This is a genomic window from Aeromonas sp. R5-4, from assembly GCF_040908215.1.
GTDB classification, from domain to species: Bacteria; Pseudomonadota; Gammaproteobacteria; order Enterobacterales; family Aeromonadaceae; genus Aeromonas; species Aeromonas veronii.
On the sequence record NZ_JBFODG010000021.1, the window covers coordinates 25,540 to 40,843 of the forward strand.

16 protein-coding genes are annotated in these 15,304 nt (G+C 56.0%); all 16 read left to right on the plus strand.

Features of this window, described 5'->3' with window-relative positions; translation table 11 throughout:
- The first annotated feature begins 49 nt into the window (after nucleotides 1-49).
- The 16 genes from fliN (at nucleotide 50) to AB5Y83_RS09825 (ending at nucleotide 15,304) form a co-directional block, all read left to right on the plus strand.
- The gene (gene fliN / locus AB5Y83_RS09750) at nucleotides 50-442 is read left to right on the plus strand and encodes a flagellar motor switch protein FliN (RefSeq protein WP_005298791.1); all 393 of its coding nucleotides are present in this window, start codon (nucleotides 50-52) and stop codon (nucleotides 440-442) included.
- Nucleotides 439-819, plus strand: coding sequence for a flagellar biosynthetic protein FliO (gene fliO, locus AB5Y83_RS09755; protein WP_005362049.1), 381 nt, complete (start codon nucleotides 439-441; stop codon nucleotides 817-819). The genes fliN and fliO overlap by 4 nt, the downstream gene beginning before the upstream one ends.
- Nucleotides 806-1,579 carry a flagellar type III secretion system pore protein FliP gene (gene fliP, locus AB5Y83_RS09760; RefSeq protein WP_368175085.1) on the plus strand — a complete coding sequence of 258 codons (774 nt, stop codon included), beginning with the start codon at nucleotides 806-808 and terminating at the stop codon, nucleotides 1,577-1,579. The genes fliO and fliP overlap by 14 nt, the downstream gene beginning before the upstream one ends.
- 25 nt (nucleotides 1,580-1,604) lie before the next feature.
- Nucleotides 1,605-1,874, plus strand: a complete 270-nt coding sequence (gene fliQ / locus AB5Y83_RS09765) for a flagellar biosynthesis protein FliQ (RefSeq protein ID WP_005334727.1) — start codon at nucleotides 1,605-1,607, stop codon at nucleotides 1,872-1,874.
- Nucleotides 1,871-2,668 carry a flagellar biosynthetic protein FliR gene (gene fliR / locus AB5Y83_RS09770; protein ID WP_279488198.1) on the plus strand — a complete coding sequence of 266 codons (798 nt, stop codon included), beginning with the start codon at nucleotides 1,871-1,873 and terminating at the stop codon, nucleotides 2,666-2,668. Before fliQ ends, fliR begins: the two co-directional genes overlap by 4 nt.
- Nucleotides 2,661-3,791, plus strand: coding sequence for a flagellar biosynthesis protein FlhB (flhB, locus tag AB5Y83_RS09775; RefSeq protein WP_139429941.1), 1,131 nt, complete (start codon nucleotides 2,661-2,663; stop codon nucleotides 3,789-3,791). The genes fliR and flhB overlap by 8 nt, the downstream gene beginning before the upstream one ends.
- Before the next feature lie 108 nt (nucleotides 3,792-3,899).
- Nucleotides 3,900-6,002, plus strand: coding sequence for a flagellar biosynthesis protein FlhA (flhA, locus tag AB5Y83_RS09780; protein ID WP_368175086.1), 2,103 nt, complete (start codon nucleotides 3,900-3,902; stop codon nucleotides 6,000-6,002).
- 16 nt (nucleotides 6,003-6,018) lie between these two features.
- Nucleotides 6,019-7,443 (plus strand): flagellar biosynthesis protein FlhF, encoded by a 1,425-nt coding sequence (flhF, locus tag AB5Y83_RS09785; protein WP_120415652.1) that lies wholly within the window; start codon nucleotides 6,019-6,021, stop codon nucleotides 7,441-7,443.
- A gap of 1 nt (nucleotide 7,444) precedes the next feature.
- On the plus strand, nucleotides 7,445-8,320 hold the full coding sequence (locus tag AB5Y83_RS09790; protein WP_013723550.1) for a MinD/ParA family protein: 876 nt from the start codon (nucleotides 7,445-7,447) through the stop codon (nucleotides 8,318-8,320).
- A complete protein-coding gene (locus AB5Y83_RS09795) occupies nucleotides 8,313-9,032 on the plus strand; it encodes an RNA polymerase sigma factor FliA (protein ID WP_019444723.1) in 720 nt (239 codons plus the stop codon). The genes AB5Y83_RS09790 and AB5Y83_RS09795 overlap by 8 nt, the downstream gene beginning before the upstream one ends.
- Nucleotides 9,033-9,143: 111 nt before the next feature.
- On the plus strand, nucleotides 9,144-9,527 hold the full coding sequence (gene cheY / locus AB5Y83_RS09800) for a chemotaxis response regulator CheY (RefSeq protein WP_013723552.1): 384 nt from the start codon (nucleotides 9,144-9,146) through the stop codon (nucleotides 9,525-9,527).
- Nucleotides 9,528-9,539: 12 nt separating this feature from the next.
- Nucleotides 9,540-10,280 carry a protein phosphatase CheZ gene (locus AB5Y83_RS09805; protein ID WP_005353668.1) on the plus strand — a complete coding sequence of 247 codons (741 nt, stop codon included), beginning with the start codon at nucleotides 9,540-9,542 and terminating at the stop codon, nucleotides 10,278-10,280.
- Nucleotides 10,281-10,291: 11 nt separating this feature from the next.
- The gene (locus tag AB5Y83_RS09810) at nucleotides 10,292-12,493 is read left to right on the plus strand and encodes a chemotaxis protein CheA (protein ID WP_368175087.1); all 2,202 of its coding nucleotides are present in this window, start codon (nucleotides 10,292-10,294) and stop codon (nucleotides 12,491-12,493) included.
- 32 nt (nucleotides 12,494-12,525) lie between these two features.
- A complete protein-coding gene (locus tag AB5Y83_RS09815; protein WP_270803960.1) occupies nucleotides 12,526-13,641 on the plus strand; it encodes a chemotaxis response regulator protein-glutamate methylesterase in 1,116 nt (371 codons plus the stop codon).
- 2 nt (nucleotides 13,642-13,643) lie between these two features.
- Nucleotides 13,644-14,381: a flagellar motor protein gene (locus tag AB5Y83_RS09820; protein ID WP_005334700.1), complete on the plus strand. Its 738-nt coding sequence runs from the start codon at nucleotides 13,644-13,646 to the stop codon at nucleotides 14,379-14,381.
- A gap of 2 nt (nucleotides 14,382-14,383) precedes the next feature.
- Nucleotides 14,384-15,304: a flagellar motor protein MotB gene (locus AB5Y83_RS09825; protein WP_021229886.1), complete on the plus strand. Its 921-nt coding sequence runs from the start codon at nucleotides 14,384-14,386 to the stop codon at nucleotides 15,302-15,304.

The following is a 15,304-nucleotide window of genomic DNA, read 5'->3' on the forward strand; positions in this document are numbered from 1 at the left end:
TTGACGGTTTATTACGGTAAACGGTCACGAAGTAGCATAAGGAAACAAGATGAGCGGAACTGAGGAAGAGGATCTGATGGCTGATGCCTGGGCTGCGGCTCTGGAGGAGCAGGTGACGGCGGAAGCCAAGCCAGCCCCGCTGGAAGAGTTGAAAGATGATGCCCCCATCAGTGCCGAGGAGCGTCGCAAGCTCGACACCATTCTCGATATTCCGGTCACTATCGCCATGGAGGTGGGCCGCAGCCAGATCAGTATTCGCAACCTGTTGCAGCTGAACCAGGGCTCGGTGGTGGAGCTGGATCGGGTTGCAGGCGAGCCGCTGGATGTATTGGTCAACGGTACCCTGATCGCTCACGGCGAGGTGGTGGTGGTGAACGACAAGTTCGGTATCCGCCTGACTGACGTCATCAGCCAGATTGAACGGATCAAGAAGCTCAAATGATGCGCCTCCTGTTGTTATTGCTGCCTGTTCCTGCCTTTGCCGAGACAGCGGCATCTGCCAACGTGCCTAGTCTGAGCTCCTGGTTGCTCTCCAGTCTGATGGTGATTGGTCTCATTCTGGTGCTGGGCTTTCTGCTCAAGAAGAGCAAGCTGGCGACCGCCATGGGGGGCGGCCAGATGCGGGTCATCGCCTCGTTGCCGGTGGGTTACAAAGAGAAGCTGCTGGTGGTCAAGGTGGGCGAACAGCAACTGCTGGTCGGCGTAACACCGCAGCAGGTCAACTTTCTCTACCGGCTGGAGGAGCCGCTGGACGAAAACCAGCCGCAGGCGTTTTCCCAGCAGCTTGGCAAATTGATGGGCAAGCATGAAAAAAGCTAACGGCTTATGGCTGAAAACGGGGCTGCTGGTCAGCCTGCTGATACCACTGTTTTGCTCCTGGCCTGCGCTTGCACAGGACGCCATGTCGGCGGTGACCGTCAAGACCATGGGAGATGGCTCTCAGGAGTACAGCCTGACCCTGCAAGTGCTGGCGCTGATGACCGCGCTCTCCTTCTTGCCGGCCATGGTGATCATGATGACCTCGTTTACCCGCATCATTGTGGTGTTGGGTATCTTGCGCCAGGCGATAGGTCTGCAACAGAGTCCCTCCAACCAGGTGTTGATCGGCATCGCCATGTTTATGTCGTTCTTCATCATGTCGCCGGTGCTGGATCGCATCAATGATGAGGCGTTGCAGCCCTATCTGGCCGAGACCATTCAGGCAAAGGAGGCGCTGGAGCGGGCCGAGTTGCCCATCCATCAGTTCATGCTGGCCCAGACCCGGATCAAGGATCTCAACACCTTTATGGAAATCGCCAACGTGCAGGTGGAGAAACCTGCCGATGTGCCGCTACGGGTGCTGATCCCGGCGTTTGTCACCAGCGAGCTGAAAACCGCCTTCCAGATAGGCTTTATGCTGTTCTTGCCGTTCCTGGTCATCGATCTGGTGGTCGCCAGTATCCTGATGGCGATGGGGATGATGATGCTCTCGCCGATGATAGTCTCGCTGCCCTTCAAGCTGATGCTGTTCGTGATGGTGGATGGCTGGAACCTCATTCTGGGGTCACTGGCCAACAGTTTCGGACTGGGTGCCGGTTAGCCGGTCGAGCGCAAGGAGCCCGAACATGAGTCCTGAAACCTTTGTCGACGTCTTTCGCGAGGCGCTCTGGCTGGTCAATATCATGGTCAGCGCCGTGATCCTGCCCAGCCTCGCTATCGGGCTGGTGGTAGCCATTTTTCAGGCGGCCACCTCCATCAACGAACAGACCCTGAGCTTTCTGCCCCGTCTTATCGTGACCCTGCTAGCCCTGGGAATTGGTGCTCACTGGGGAATGCAGAGTCTGATGGACTTCTTCATACTGATGGTCAATCAAATCCCTGAGGTGGTGGGATGACCTACACAACCGCTCTGATCATGGAGTGGTTGTCTTCCATCCTCTGGCCGCTGGCGCGGGTGAGCAGCCTGCTGATGGTGATGGCGGTATTCGGCAGCCGCCTCGCTCCGGCGCGGGTACGGATGGGGCTGTCTTTGGCCATCACCTTTCTGATTGCCCCGCTTCTTCCGAAAATGCCCCCCATTGAACTCTTCTCGGCCGGCAGCTTTCTGGTATTGGGCCAGCAGTTGCTGATCGGAATTGCCCTCGGCCTGATGACCCAGTTTCTGATGGAGAGCTTCGTGATGGCCGGTCAGGTCATCGCTATGCAGACCAGTCTGGGTTTTGCCACCCTGGTGGACCCGATGAATGGCCAGTCTGCCCCCGTGGTGGGGCAGTTTTATCTGATGCTGGCGACCCTGGTGTTTCTGGCACTGGATGGTCATCTGGTGATGCTGCGGCTGGTGATCCTCAGTTTTGAGACCTTGCCGGTGTCGGACTCAGGGCTCACTTTACCGGCCATCCGTACCCTGATCGGTTTTCTCGGTGTGATGTATCAGGCTTCACTGGTGATGGCCCTTTCTGCCATCGTCGCCTTGCTCTTAATCAACTTCGCCTTTGGTGTCATGACCCGGGCGGCGCCGCAACTCAACATTTTCAGTATCGGTTTTGCGGTCAGCATGATGTCGGGTCTGCTGATCCTCTGGCTTACTATCGGCGGGTTCCTCGGTCACTTCGACATCATGTGGGAGCGGGTGCAGGAGGTCAGCTGCGAGCTGATCAACACCCAGTGCTTCGGGGGCGCTCATGGCTGATACCGACCAGGAACGTACCGAACAACCCACGGGCAAACGACTGCAACAGGCCCGTGAAAAAGGGCAGATTGCACGTTCAAAAGAGCTGGGGACCGCTAGCGTTCTGCTCTCGGCGGTCTTTGGCCTGTTGATGCTCAAGGGCTCGCTGGCGACCGCCATGGTCAAGGTTGTCACCATGGGCTTTACTCTGGACAGGGAGCAGGCTTTCGATCCCAATGCCATGATCGCCATGCTGCCGGCGCTGCTGGGGGAACTGGTGCTTCCGCTGGGACTCTTGTTTGCACTGGTGGCGATTGCCGCTTTTATCGGCAACACCCTGATGGGGGGGATGAACTTCTCCACTGAAGCCATGATGCCCAAGATGAGCAAGCTGAGTCCACTCAGCGGCATCAAGCGAATGTTCGGGGTGCAGTCACTGATTGAGCTGGTCAAATCCATCGCCAAGGTGGTGTTCATCACCCTGTTTGCCTGGTGGATGTTATCCAGCCAGTTCAATCACCTGCTCAACCTCTCCATGGAGGGTTTCCCCGGCGGTATTATCGATGCGCTGGAGTTGTTTCTCTGGATGTTGATCATCCTCTGCTGCGCCCTGCTTCCCATCGTTGCCATCGACGTGCCGTTCCAGCAGTGGAACCACATGCGTCAGCTCAAGATGACCAAGCAGGAGGTCAAGGACGAGTTCAAGGACAGCGAAGGCAAGCCCGAGGTAAAGGGCAAGATCCGCCAGTTGCAGATGCAGATGGCGATGCGTCGAATGATGGGGGATGTACCCAAGGCTGATGTGGTGATCACCAACCCGACCCACTACTCGGTAGCGCTCAAGTATGATGCGGGCAAACCCGGTGCCGCGCCCAAGGTCGTGGCCAAGGGCACAGATGAAATTGCAATGAAGATCAGGGAGATCGCCAGAGAGTACGAGATCCCCATCATGCCGTCACCAGCCTTGACCCGGGCTATTTACCACTCAACCGAGCTGGGCCACGAGATCCCGGAAGGGCTGTTTGCGGCGGTTGCCCAGGTGCTCGCCTATGTCTTCCAGCTCAAGAAATTCCGCCGTGGTCAGGGGCGCCGTCCCCAGCCGCTGGCTAAAGATCTGCCTATTCCGACCGAATATCGGAAATGACAAAGTTCTGACGTAGTCAAAATAAATCCATTGCATTTCAATGTCTTGTATTGTTGGCTTGATGTTTGCTTTAATCTGGCACCAAGCAGGTTGAAATTGAGAAGCGCGATGGAATTCAAGGCAGTATTGGGCCAGTTCAAAGAGTACCGGGGAGTATTGGGCAAAGGCCTTGGTACCCCTCTACTGGTATTGGCCGCGCTCGGCATGGTGGTGTTACCCATCCCGCCGCTGATGCTGGACGTGCTCTTCTCCTTTAACATTGCGCTCTCCATCGTGGTGCTGCTGGTATCCGTCTATACCCGCCGCCCCCTCGAATTTGCTGCCTTCCCGACCGTACTGCTGCTCGCTACCTTGCTGCGGTTGGCGTTGAACGTTGCCTCGACCCGGGTGGTGTTGCTGGAAGGTCATAATGGCAGTGCGGCGGCCGGCCATGTGATCGAGGCGTTCGGTAACGTGGTGATCGGCGGCAACTATGCGGTCGGCATCATCGTTTTCACCATCTTGATGATCATCAACTTTGTGGTGATCACCAAGGGTGCCGGGCGGATCGCGGAAGTGAGTGCCCGTTTTACCCTTGATGCGATGCCGGGCAAACAGATGGCCATCGATGCCGATTTGAACGCCGGTCTCATCAATCAGGAAGAGGCGAAGAAGCGTCGTCAGGATGTAACCCAGGAAGCTGACTTCTACGGCTCCATGGATGGTGCTTCCAAGTTTGTCAAAGGGGATGCCATTGCGGGCATCATGATCCTCTTTATCAACATCATCGGCGGCTTCATCATCGGGATGATGCAGCACCAGCTGACCTTCAGCGAATCTGCCGAGATCTATACCCTGTTGGCCATCGGTGACGGTCTGGTGGCGCAGATCCCCTCCCTGCTGCTCTCCATCGCTGCCGCCATCATAGTGACCCGTCAGAATACCGATCAGGACATGGGTACCGCAGTACTAGGCCAGCTGTTTGACAATCCCAAAGCCCTGATCATCTCGGCCGGGATTCTGCTGATGATGGGGCTGGTGCCGGGGATGCCGCATTTCGCCTTCCTGAGTCTGGGGGCTCTTGCCGCCGCTGGCGCCTGGTGGTTGCTGCGCCGCGAGAAACTGGCGGCCGCCAAAGCGGCTAAGGGCGAGCTGCTGCCTGCCACTGCCGAACAACCTCATGAGCAGAAAGAGCTGAGCTGGGATGATGTGATGCCGGTGGACATCATCGGGCTTGAAGTGGGTTATCAGCTGATCCCGCTGGTGGATCGCAATCAGGGTGGCGAACTGCTCAACCGGATCAAAGGGGTGCGCAAGAAACTCTCGCAAGAGCTGGGCTTTCTGGTCCCGGCCGTCCACATTCGCGACAACCTGGATCTGGCGCCAAACCAATACCGCATCACCTTGATGGGGGTCAGTACCGGCGAGGCCAATGTCTACCATGATAAGGAGATGGCCATCAATCCGGGGCAGGTGTTCGGCCAGATCCAGGGGATAGCCACCCGGGATCCCGCCTTCGGACTGGAAGCGGTCTGGGTTGCCAAGGAGATGGTCTCTCAGGCACAGACACTGGGGTATACGGTGGTGGATACCGCGACCGTGGTGGCTACTCATCTGAGCCAGATCCTGGCCAACCATGCGGCTCTGCTGCTGGGTCATGACGAGGTACAACAGCTGCTCGACATGATTGGCAAACATCAGAGCAAGCTGGTCGAAGGGCTGGTGCCGGAAGTGATCAGCATGGGTAACCTTGTGAAGGTATTGCAGAATTTGCTCAATGAAGGCGTGCCAATCCGCGATATGCGCACTATCCTGCAGACCCTGGTTGAATACGCACCGCGCAGTCCGGATCCGGAAGTGCTCACGGCCGCTTGCCGGATTGCCCTGCGTCGCCTGATTGTGCAGGAGATTGCAGGCCCCGATCCCGAGCTGCCGGTGATTACCTTGGCGCCGGAATTGGAACGTATATTGCATCAATCCCTGCAGGCTGGTGGCGGTGATGGTGCCGGTATTGAACCGGGTCTGGCAGAGCGGATGCAGCGTTCGCTGGTGGAAGCCACTCAACGACAAGAATTGGAAGGCCAACCGGCCGTGCTTCTGACATCGGGGATCTTGCGTAATACCCTGGCGAAATTTGTCAAGAATGCCATTCCTGGATTGCGCGTTCTGTCTTATCAGGAAGTGCCCGACGACAAGCAGATCCGCATCGTCAGTGCGGTAGGGCAGAACTAGTTAGCGGAGACGACGGGTGAAGATTAAGCGGTTTTTTGCCAAGGATATGCGAACGGCTCTGGCCGAGGTCAAGGAGACTCTCGGGCCTGACGCCGTCATCATGTCCAACAAGAAGGTCACCGGAGGGGTAGAGATAGTCGCCGCAGTCGATTATCAATCCCAGGTCCCGGGGCCCAAAGATGCGCCGGTTCGCCGTCAGCTGAACGATGAGAGCGTCAATATTTCGTCTGCTGCACGGCAGATGATCCGCCCCGAGCCGTCGCCGGTGAAGGAGCAGAACGAACATTATGCCGATACCCTGGCCGCCTTGCTGGCGCGCCAGCAGAAGCTCAAGCCGGGCAATGGGGCGCCAATGGGCAATACCCAATCGGCCGGTCTGGCCGCTGCCAATGCAGCGCCCAGAACATTGGCCGAGCAGGGGCAGTGGGGCGCAGCTCCGGAACCTGCCAAACCCAAGGCCCGGGTTGCCTCAGGCCAGCGTGCTCCTCAACCTGCCCAGCGGGATCAGGAGATGGAAGGGATGCGCAAGGAGATGGCCAGCATCCGCAAATTGCTGGAGCACCAGATCTCCGGGCTGATGTGGCAAGAGGTGGAGCGCCGCGAACCGATGCGGGCCCTGTTGATCAAGGAGCTCAAGAAACTGGGCTTTGATGATGCCTTTGCCGATCAACTGGCGGGACTGATCCCCGAAGATATGTCCATCCATCAGGCGATGGCCCAGTTGGCCGAGGTGTTGACGGCCCAGCTCAAGATCAGCGAGGACGAGATCATGCGTCAGGGCGGCGCGGTGGCGCTACTTGGCCCGACCGGGGTGGGCAAAACCACCACTATTGCCAAGCTGGCGGCCCGTTTCGCCATGAAGTATGGCGCCGAGCAGGTGGCGCTGATCACCACCGACAACTACCGGATTGGTGCCCATGAACAGCTGCAGACCTATGGCCGCATCATGGGTTGCCCGGTACGGCAGGTGCGTGATGCCGAAGAGCTGGCCAATGCCCTTTATCAGTTCCGCCACCGTCGGCTGGTACTTATCGATACGGCCGGGGTGGGTCAGCGGGATATCCGCCTGACCGAGCAGCTCGATACCCTGGTCAAGAATGCCAAGGTGCGGATCCGCAGTTATCTGGTGATGTCGGCAACTTCCCAGCGTCGGGTGATGCAGGAGGCGGTGGACCATTTCCGGCGTATTCCATTAAGCGGCTGCATACTTACCAAATTGGATGAAAGTCTGAATCTGGGCGAAGTGATTAACGTGTGTATCCAGAACTCATTGCCCATCAGCTATATCACTGACGGACAAAGGGTTCCGGAAGATATTCAGGTTGCCAATGCGGCGCAGCTCGTCGGGGCTGCCATGGGCTCGCTGGAGCGAGAAACAGAGGAGCCCTATTTCTGGGGCGCAGGCTTTGGCGAGGCCGAAGATTCGGAGTTTTATGAGTAACATGTATATGGATCAGGCGAGTGGTCTGCGCAAAATGCGTCAAAACAATCGAGTAAAAGTAATCGCCGTTTCCGGTGGTAAAGGTGGCGTGGGCAAGACCAACGTGACCCTGAACGTGGCCGGTGCCATGGCTGCCCAAGGCAAGCGGGTGATGGTGCTGGATGCCGACCTGGGTCTGGCCAACGTCGACGTCATGTTGGGGCTGCGTGTTCATCGCAACCTCTCTCATGTCCTGGCGGGTGAGTGCACCATCGACGATATCATCGTCGAAGGCCCTTACGGCATGATGATCGTGCCTGCGACCTCGGGCACCCAGTCCATGGTCGAGCTTTCTCCGGTGCAGCATGCCGAGCTTATCCGCGCCTTCAGCGAGATGAAGACCCAAGTCGACATCCTGCTGGTGGATACGGCTGCGGGGATCTCCGACATGGTGCTGAGCTTCACCCGAGCAGCTCAGGACATCATGGTGGTGGTTTGCGATGAGCCGACTTCCATCACCGATGCCTACGCCCTCATCAAGATCCTCTCCAAGGATCACGGTGTGTTTCGTTTCAAGGTAGTGGCCAATATGGTGCGCAGTCTGCGTGAAGGGCAGGAGCTCTTTGCCAAACTGACCCGGGTCACGGATCGTTTCCTCGACACCTCGCTGGAGCTGGTCGCCTGTGTACCTTATGACACCAATCTGCGTGCCGCCGTGCGCAAGCAGAAGCTGATTGTCGAGGCGTTTCCCAAGTCGCCGGCCGCACTGGCGTTCCGGGCCCTTGCCAACAAGGCTGCGAGCTGGCCGGTTCCCAACCAGCCGGGCGGCCATCTGGAGTTTTTCCTGGAAAATTTGTTGCAGAAACCGGCCACAACACAGGAAGGTTCCCGTGAATAAAGCCCAAGCGTACTTGCGTCATCAGGATTCCTACGTGCTGGTGGAGCGTCATGCTCCCCTGGTCAAGCGAATTGCCCAGCATTTGTTGGCTCGCCTGCCCAGCAGTGTCTTGCTGGATGACCTGATCCAGGCAGGTATGATTGGGCTGCTTGAAGCCTCCCGCAACTTTGACGGTAGCAAGGGAGCAAGCTTCGAGACGTATGCCGGGATCCGCATCCGTGGCGCCATGCTGGATGAGATCCGGCGTGGTGACTGGGTGCCCCGTTCAGTGCATCGCAACAGCAGGGCTATTGCAGAAGCGATCGAGAATGTCGAGCAGACTCACGGGCGTGACGCGCGAGATACCGAGGTTGCTGCCGAGATGGGGGTATCCATCGCTGATTACCATGCGATGCTGCAAGACGTCTCCTGCGGCAAAATTATCGGCATCGAAGATTTGGGCGTCAGCGAGGATGTGATCGGCAACCCCGATGATGCCCCTTCAGGCTCGGGATTCGATGAATTGGCTGCCGAGCGATTTCAGATTCAATTATCCGAGCAAATTGGTCGTCTACCAGAGAGAGAAGCTTTGGTTCTCTCTCTTTACTACGATGAAGAGCTGAATTTGCGTGAAATTGGCGAGGTTTTGAATGTCAGCGAGTCGCGTGTGAGCCAGATCCACAGTCAGGCAATGCACAGATTGCGTGCTCGTTTGAGAGATTGGCATCTATAAGTGTTTGTACTGGCTACACTGAGATGAAACTCTAAGGCATAATCCGCACGACACAACCCGTTTTTAGCATCATGTAAGTGAGCCACTCTGGTGGCTATTTAGGAGGGAATTTTGGACAAGAACATGAAAATCCTCATTGTTGACGATTTTTCAACGATGCGCCGGATTATCAAGAACTTGCTGCGCGACTTGGGATTCAACAATACCCATGAGGCGGATGACGGCAATACAGCGCTGCCGATGCTGAAAAATGGTGATTTTCAGTTTGTAGTTACCGACTGGAACATGCCTGGCATGCAAGGTATTGACCTGCTTAAAGCCATCCGTGTCGATGAGAAGCTCAAGCATCTGCCGGTACTGATGGTAACCGCTGAAGCTAAACGTGAGCAGATCATTGAAGCCGCCCAAGCTGGCGTCAACGGTTACATCGTCAAGCCCTTCACCGCAGCAACGCTCAAAGAAAAACTCGACAAAATTTTCGAACGAATTGGCTAAGGAGCTGCAGGGATGATGGCCAAAACGAGAGCAATGATTTCGCTCGACCAGGCAAGGATGCTTGTTGCTCATCTGGAGCAAGGCGAATTTGAGCTGGCCGATGAACTGCTTGCCGAAGTATGTGCCCCCAACGCAGCCGATCTGTTTGAAAAAGTAGGTCAGCTGACCCGACAACTGCATGATTCACTTCAAGAATTTCGCCTCGATCCCCGTATTCCCGATTTGGCTACTCATGATATTCCCGATGCTCGGGAGCGCTTGAGCTACGTTATCGATATGACCGACAAAGCGGCCAATCGTACAATGGATGCGGTGGAAGCCAGTTTGCCGATAGCGGATCGCCTGAATGACAATATCCAGCTGGTGATGCCGAACTGGAATGCCCTGATGTCTCGTGACATGAGCGTGGGGCAGTTCAAATCCTTATGTCACCAACTTGATGATTTTATTAAGGCTTCAGAGTCTGATGCCGATAAATTACGGCAACTGCTGACAGAAATCCTGATGGCGCAAGATTTTCAGGATTTGACAGGTCAGATGATCCGCAAGGTCATCAAGCTTGTTCAGGAAGTTGAAACAAAATTAATAGAAATGCTGACCATGTTTGGTGAGGCTTCTGCTGAGCATTCAACTCGTAGTATTCCTGTCAACGGGATTGAAGCAGAGGGCCCTATCATGAACCCCGAGGCTCGTGCCGATGTGGTCAATGGTCAGGATGATGTGGACGATCTGCTGTCTAGCTTGGGATTCTAATGGAGTGACGCATGGCCTTCGAAGTTGATGAAGACATACTGCAAGACTTTCTGGTCGAAGCATCCGAAATATTGGAACAGTTGTCTGAACAACTGGTCGACTTGGAAAAGCGGCCCGATGACAAGAACCTGTTGAATGCCATCTTTCGCGGTTTCCATACCGTGAAAGGGGGGGCTGGTTTTCTGTCGCTCGGTGAACTGGTTGATGTATGCCACGGTGCGGAAAACGTGTTCGATATCTTGCGTAATGGCAAGCGAACCGTTACTGCGGAGCTGATGGATGTAATCCTGCAAGCGCTGGATGCCATCAATGTCATGTTCGCCCAGGTTCAAAATCGCGAAGCACCCAGCCCTGCGTCAGATGATTTGCTTCATGACCTCCACGAGTTGTGCAAGCCGGAAGGGGAAGAGCAACTGCGCACTGCTACCAGTGCGGCTGCGGCTGTAGAATCTGAACCTGCAGCACCGGTAGTTGTTGAAGAAGTTGCTCCAGAAGTTGTTGAACCCGCTGCCATCAGCAGCGAGCCTGCTCCTGTCAATGGCGGCGGCTCGATCGATGAAATTTCTGCAGACGAATTTGAACGTCTGCTGGACGAGCTCCACGGCGTGGGTGGGGCTCCGACCAAGACGGCTGCAGCAGCCCCGATAGCGGGTGGCTCTGGCGATATCACCGATGATGAGTTTGAGGCCTTGCTGGATCAGCTCCATGGCCAGGGACAGCACATGGGAGCGCCAGAGGTGAATCCTCTGAAGTCCGTGCAAAAAGAGGTGGACGAGCTTATCGATGATGATGAGTTTGAACGCCTGCTTGATGAATTGCATGGTCGTGGTCAAGGGCCTCAGAGTACTATGGCACCTGCCGCACCTGCCGCACCTGCCGCACCTGCCGCACCTGCCGCACCTGCTGCGGTGACTCCGCCCAAACCGGCCACTCCTGTTGCCAAACCAGCACCGGCAGCCCCCGCAAAACCCGCTGAAGCAGCCAAGACACCAGCGCCTGCCGCCAAGGCTGCGCCTGCGCCAGCAGAAAATAGTGCCGTGCAAAGCGATACGACGGTGCGGGTGGATACCAAGACCCTCGATGTCATCATGAACATGGTAGGTGAGTTGGTACTGGTTCGTAACCGGCTGGTGAGCTTGGGTATTGCCAGTAATGATGAAGAGATGTCAAAGGCGGTTGCCAATCTGGATGTGGTAACGGCTGACCTGCAAGGTGCGGTGATGAAAACCCGCATGCAGCCAATCAAGAAGGTATTTGGTCGTTTCCCGCGCGTGGTGCGTGACCTAGCCAGAACCCTCAAGAAAGAGATTGAGCTGGTGATGGTGGGGGAAGAGACCGATCTTGATAAAAACCTGGTGGAGGCGCTCGCCGATCCTCTGGTTCACCTTGTTCGCAACTCATGCGATCACGGGGTCGAAATGCCGGATGTGCGAGAGAAAGCGGGCAAGCCGCGGCAAGGGACAATCACCCTTAGCGCCTCCCAGCAAGGTGATCATATTCTGCTTTGCATCGAGGATGATGGGGCAGGGATGGATCCTGAGAAACTCAAGTCTATTGCCATCAGTCGCGGTGTGCTGGATGCAGATACTGCCGCTCGCATGAGCGACAACGATGCCTATAACCTGATCTTTGCCCCGGGCTTTTCAACCAAGGCCGAGATCTCCGATATCTCTGGCCGTGGTGTCGGAATGGATGTGGTTAAAACCAGCATTGTCAGCCTCAATGGATCGGTGCACATCGATTCCACCTGGGGGAAAGGTACCCGTCTCGAAATCAAGGTTCCGTTGACGCTAGCCATTCTGCCGACTCTGATGGTTGAGGTGGGTGAGCAGACCTTCGCACTTCCCCTTGGTTGTGTGAACGAGATTTTCCATCTGGACCTGAAAAAGGCAAATATGGTGGATGGTCAGCTCACCATCATTGTTCGTGAGAAGGCAATTCCGCTCTTCTATCTGCACAAATGGTTGATTCGTGGCGCTAACAAGCGTTCACGCCAGGATACCGGACATGTGGTGATCGTGCAGATTGGCACTCAGCAAATCGGGTTTGTGGTAGACAGCTTGATTGGTCAGGAAGAGGTGGTGATCAAGCCACTTGATAACCTGCTGCAAGGCACCCCTGGCATGGCCGGTGCAACGATTACCAGTGATGGCGGAATCGCTCTTATTTTGGATGTGCCGAGTCTGCTCAAAGCATATGCGCGTAGACATTAATAGCTCAGGCCCAAGGAGTTAGAAAAACAACAATGGCAGTCAAGGTATTAGTTGTCGACGATTCGAGCTTCTTTCGCCGTCGGGTGAGCGAGATCATCAATCAGGATCCCATGCTGACGGTGATTGATACGGCCCAGAATGGACGTGAGGCGGTGGACAAGGCGCTGTCACTGCGCCCTGATGTGATCACCATGGACATCGAGATGCCCGTGATGGATGGCATCAGTGCGGTGCGGGAGATCATGGCCAAGTGCCCAACCCCCATTCTGATGTTCTCCTCCCTGACCCATGAAGGGGCCAAGGCTACACTGGATGCGCTGGACGCCGGTGCCCTCGACTTCTTGCCCAAGAAGTTTGAGGACATTGCCAGAGACAAAGATGAAGCTGTCAGACTGTTGCAACAGCGGGTGAAGGAGATCTCCCGCAAGCGCTTCCTGATGACATCTGCTGCTCGCCCCAAAGCACCTGAACCGGTTACTCGTGCTCCGCTGGGCAGTACTGCGCCCAGAACTCCTGATCGTCAGCTTGACCTGCAACGTACGGTGCCAAGTGCCTCATTCAAGCGCAGTGGCAAGAGTTATCAGTTGGTGGCGATCGGCACTTCTACCGGCGGACCAGTTGCTTTGCAAAATGTGCTGACCAAGTTGCCGGGGGATTTTCCCCATCCCATCTTGCTTATCCAGCATATGCCAGCCACTTTTACTGCCGCATTTGCTGCCCGTCTCAACGGGTTATGTCAGATTGGCGTCAAGGAAGCGGAAGATGGCGATGTGCTTAAACCAGGGCATGCCTATCTTGCTCCCGGTGGCAAACAGATGCTGCTGGAAGGTCGTGGTGCAGGGGCTCGCATTCGCATCGTGGATGGCAACGACAAGGTAAATTACAAGCCTTGTGTGGACATCACCTTTGCCTCTGCGGCCAAAACCTACGCCGACAAGGTACTGGCGATTGTGCTGACCGGTATGGGCGCAGATGGCCGTGATGGCGCCAGACTGCTGAAAGAGCAGGGATCAACCATCTGGGCTCAGGATGAGGCTTCCTGCGTGGTATATGGTATGCCCCAAGCAGTAGCCAAAGCGGGGATTGCCAGCGAATCACTCCCTCTGGACAAGGTGGCCCAGCGTATTCTGGTTGAGTTGGGGCGCTAATCATGGGCTTGCTCGGTCTGCTCCTGGCATTGGGGGCTATTGCCATTGCCCAACTGTGGCATGGCGGCTCCCTGTTGACGCTGGTGGACGGCCCTGCTTTTTTGATCGTGCTGGGTGGTACCGTCGGTGCCGTCACGTTGCAGACTCCAGCCAAGTACATCTTGCTGGCGTTGCGCCAGCTGTTATGGATTTTTACCCCTCCCCACCAAGATCTTGCGACGCAGGCCGAACGGTTGCAGTCATGGGCAGTCTTTGCGCGCCAGCAAGGGCTGCTTGCCCTTGAAAATCAGGCCGAGCAGGAGGAAGACAACTTTACCCGCCAAGGGCTTGGTATGATTGTCGATGGGGTCTCCACAGAGGATATCCGTATGCTGCTGGAAGCGGACATCGATATCGAGCAGGAGCGCAATGAACATGCCGCCAGGGTATTTGAAGCTATGGGGGGGTACAGTCCGACCATCGGGATCATCGGTGCCGTGCTGGGCCTGATCCAGGCCATGTTTCATCTCGAAGACCCGTCAGCACTGGGGGCGGGTATCGCAGTGGCATTTGTGGCGACCATCTATGGAGTGGGGTTTGCCAACCTAATCTATCTGCCTATCGCCAATCGGCTACGCGCATTTCACTATCACTATGCACTCTTTCAGGAGATGACCCTGGAAGGGCTGCTGGCTATCGCCCATGGTGAAAACGGCTTGCAGGTTGAACGCCGGCTCAGGGCCTATTTGAAAGGAGAGTAGCCATGCGCAAGCGCTATCGGTTGCACTTGCAGGGTCGCGAGCATCTTGACCGTTGGCTGGTTTCCTATGCCGATTATATGACGCTGATCTTTGCCTTGTTCGTGGTGCTCTACTCTGTTGCGCTGGTGAACAAGGACAAGTATCGCGCGGTGATTGATGGTATGAGCCAGGCGTTCAGTGTCATGCAGTCTGGCGGCAATGGCTTGCTTGAAGGGCAGGGTAATTCCCTGCTGGATAACGCGGTATCTGCCTCTCCATCATTGCTGGAAAGCCCAGCATCCCCCTCTCCTTCACTTGCTCCTATTTCTGGTGTGCCAGTGCTGCAAGATGGCGCGACACTTGCAAAACTCGATATGCAGTTGCAACAGAGCATGGGCTCGCTGGTAGATGCCGGTATCGTCAAACTGACGCAAGATGAGAACTGGCTGACGGTTGAACTCAGTTCCGGCTTGTTGTTTGGTAGCGGCAGTGCCTTTTTGGGACCAAACGCTGCACCGGTCATTAATACTCTTTCAAGTATTCTCAAACCGGTCGATAACTATGTAAGGGTTCGGGGTTATACCGATAACCAACAGATAAATAATGAAATTTATCGTTCTAACTGGGCGCTTTCTGCTGCTCGGGCCGAAGCGGTACTCAATGGTTTGATTGCAGATGGGATCGCCCCCCAGCGTCTGGCGTTCGAGGCATATGGCGAGTTTTCCCCCTTTGCTGACAACGGCAGCGAGCAGGGCAGACTGCAGAATCGCAAGGTTGTGGTCGCTATCTCCAAGTTTGCCTGGGTGCCGCCAGCACCTGTGGTTGCAACACCGACGGTAGTTGCTGAACCGGTTCCTGCTGTACAACAGGCGGTGGATGCAGGAGAGATAAAGGTGATCACCTTGCCCGGTGGTGGCATACGCATAACAACAAGGCAGGATTGA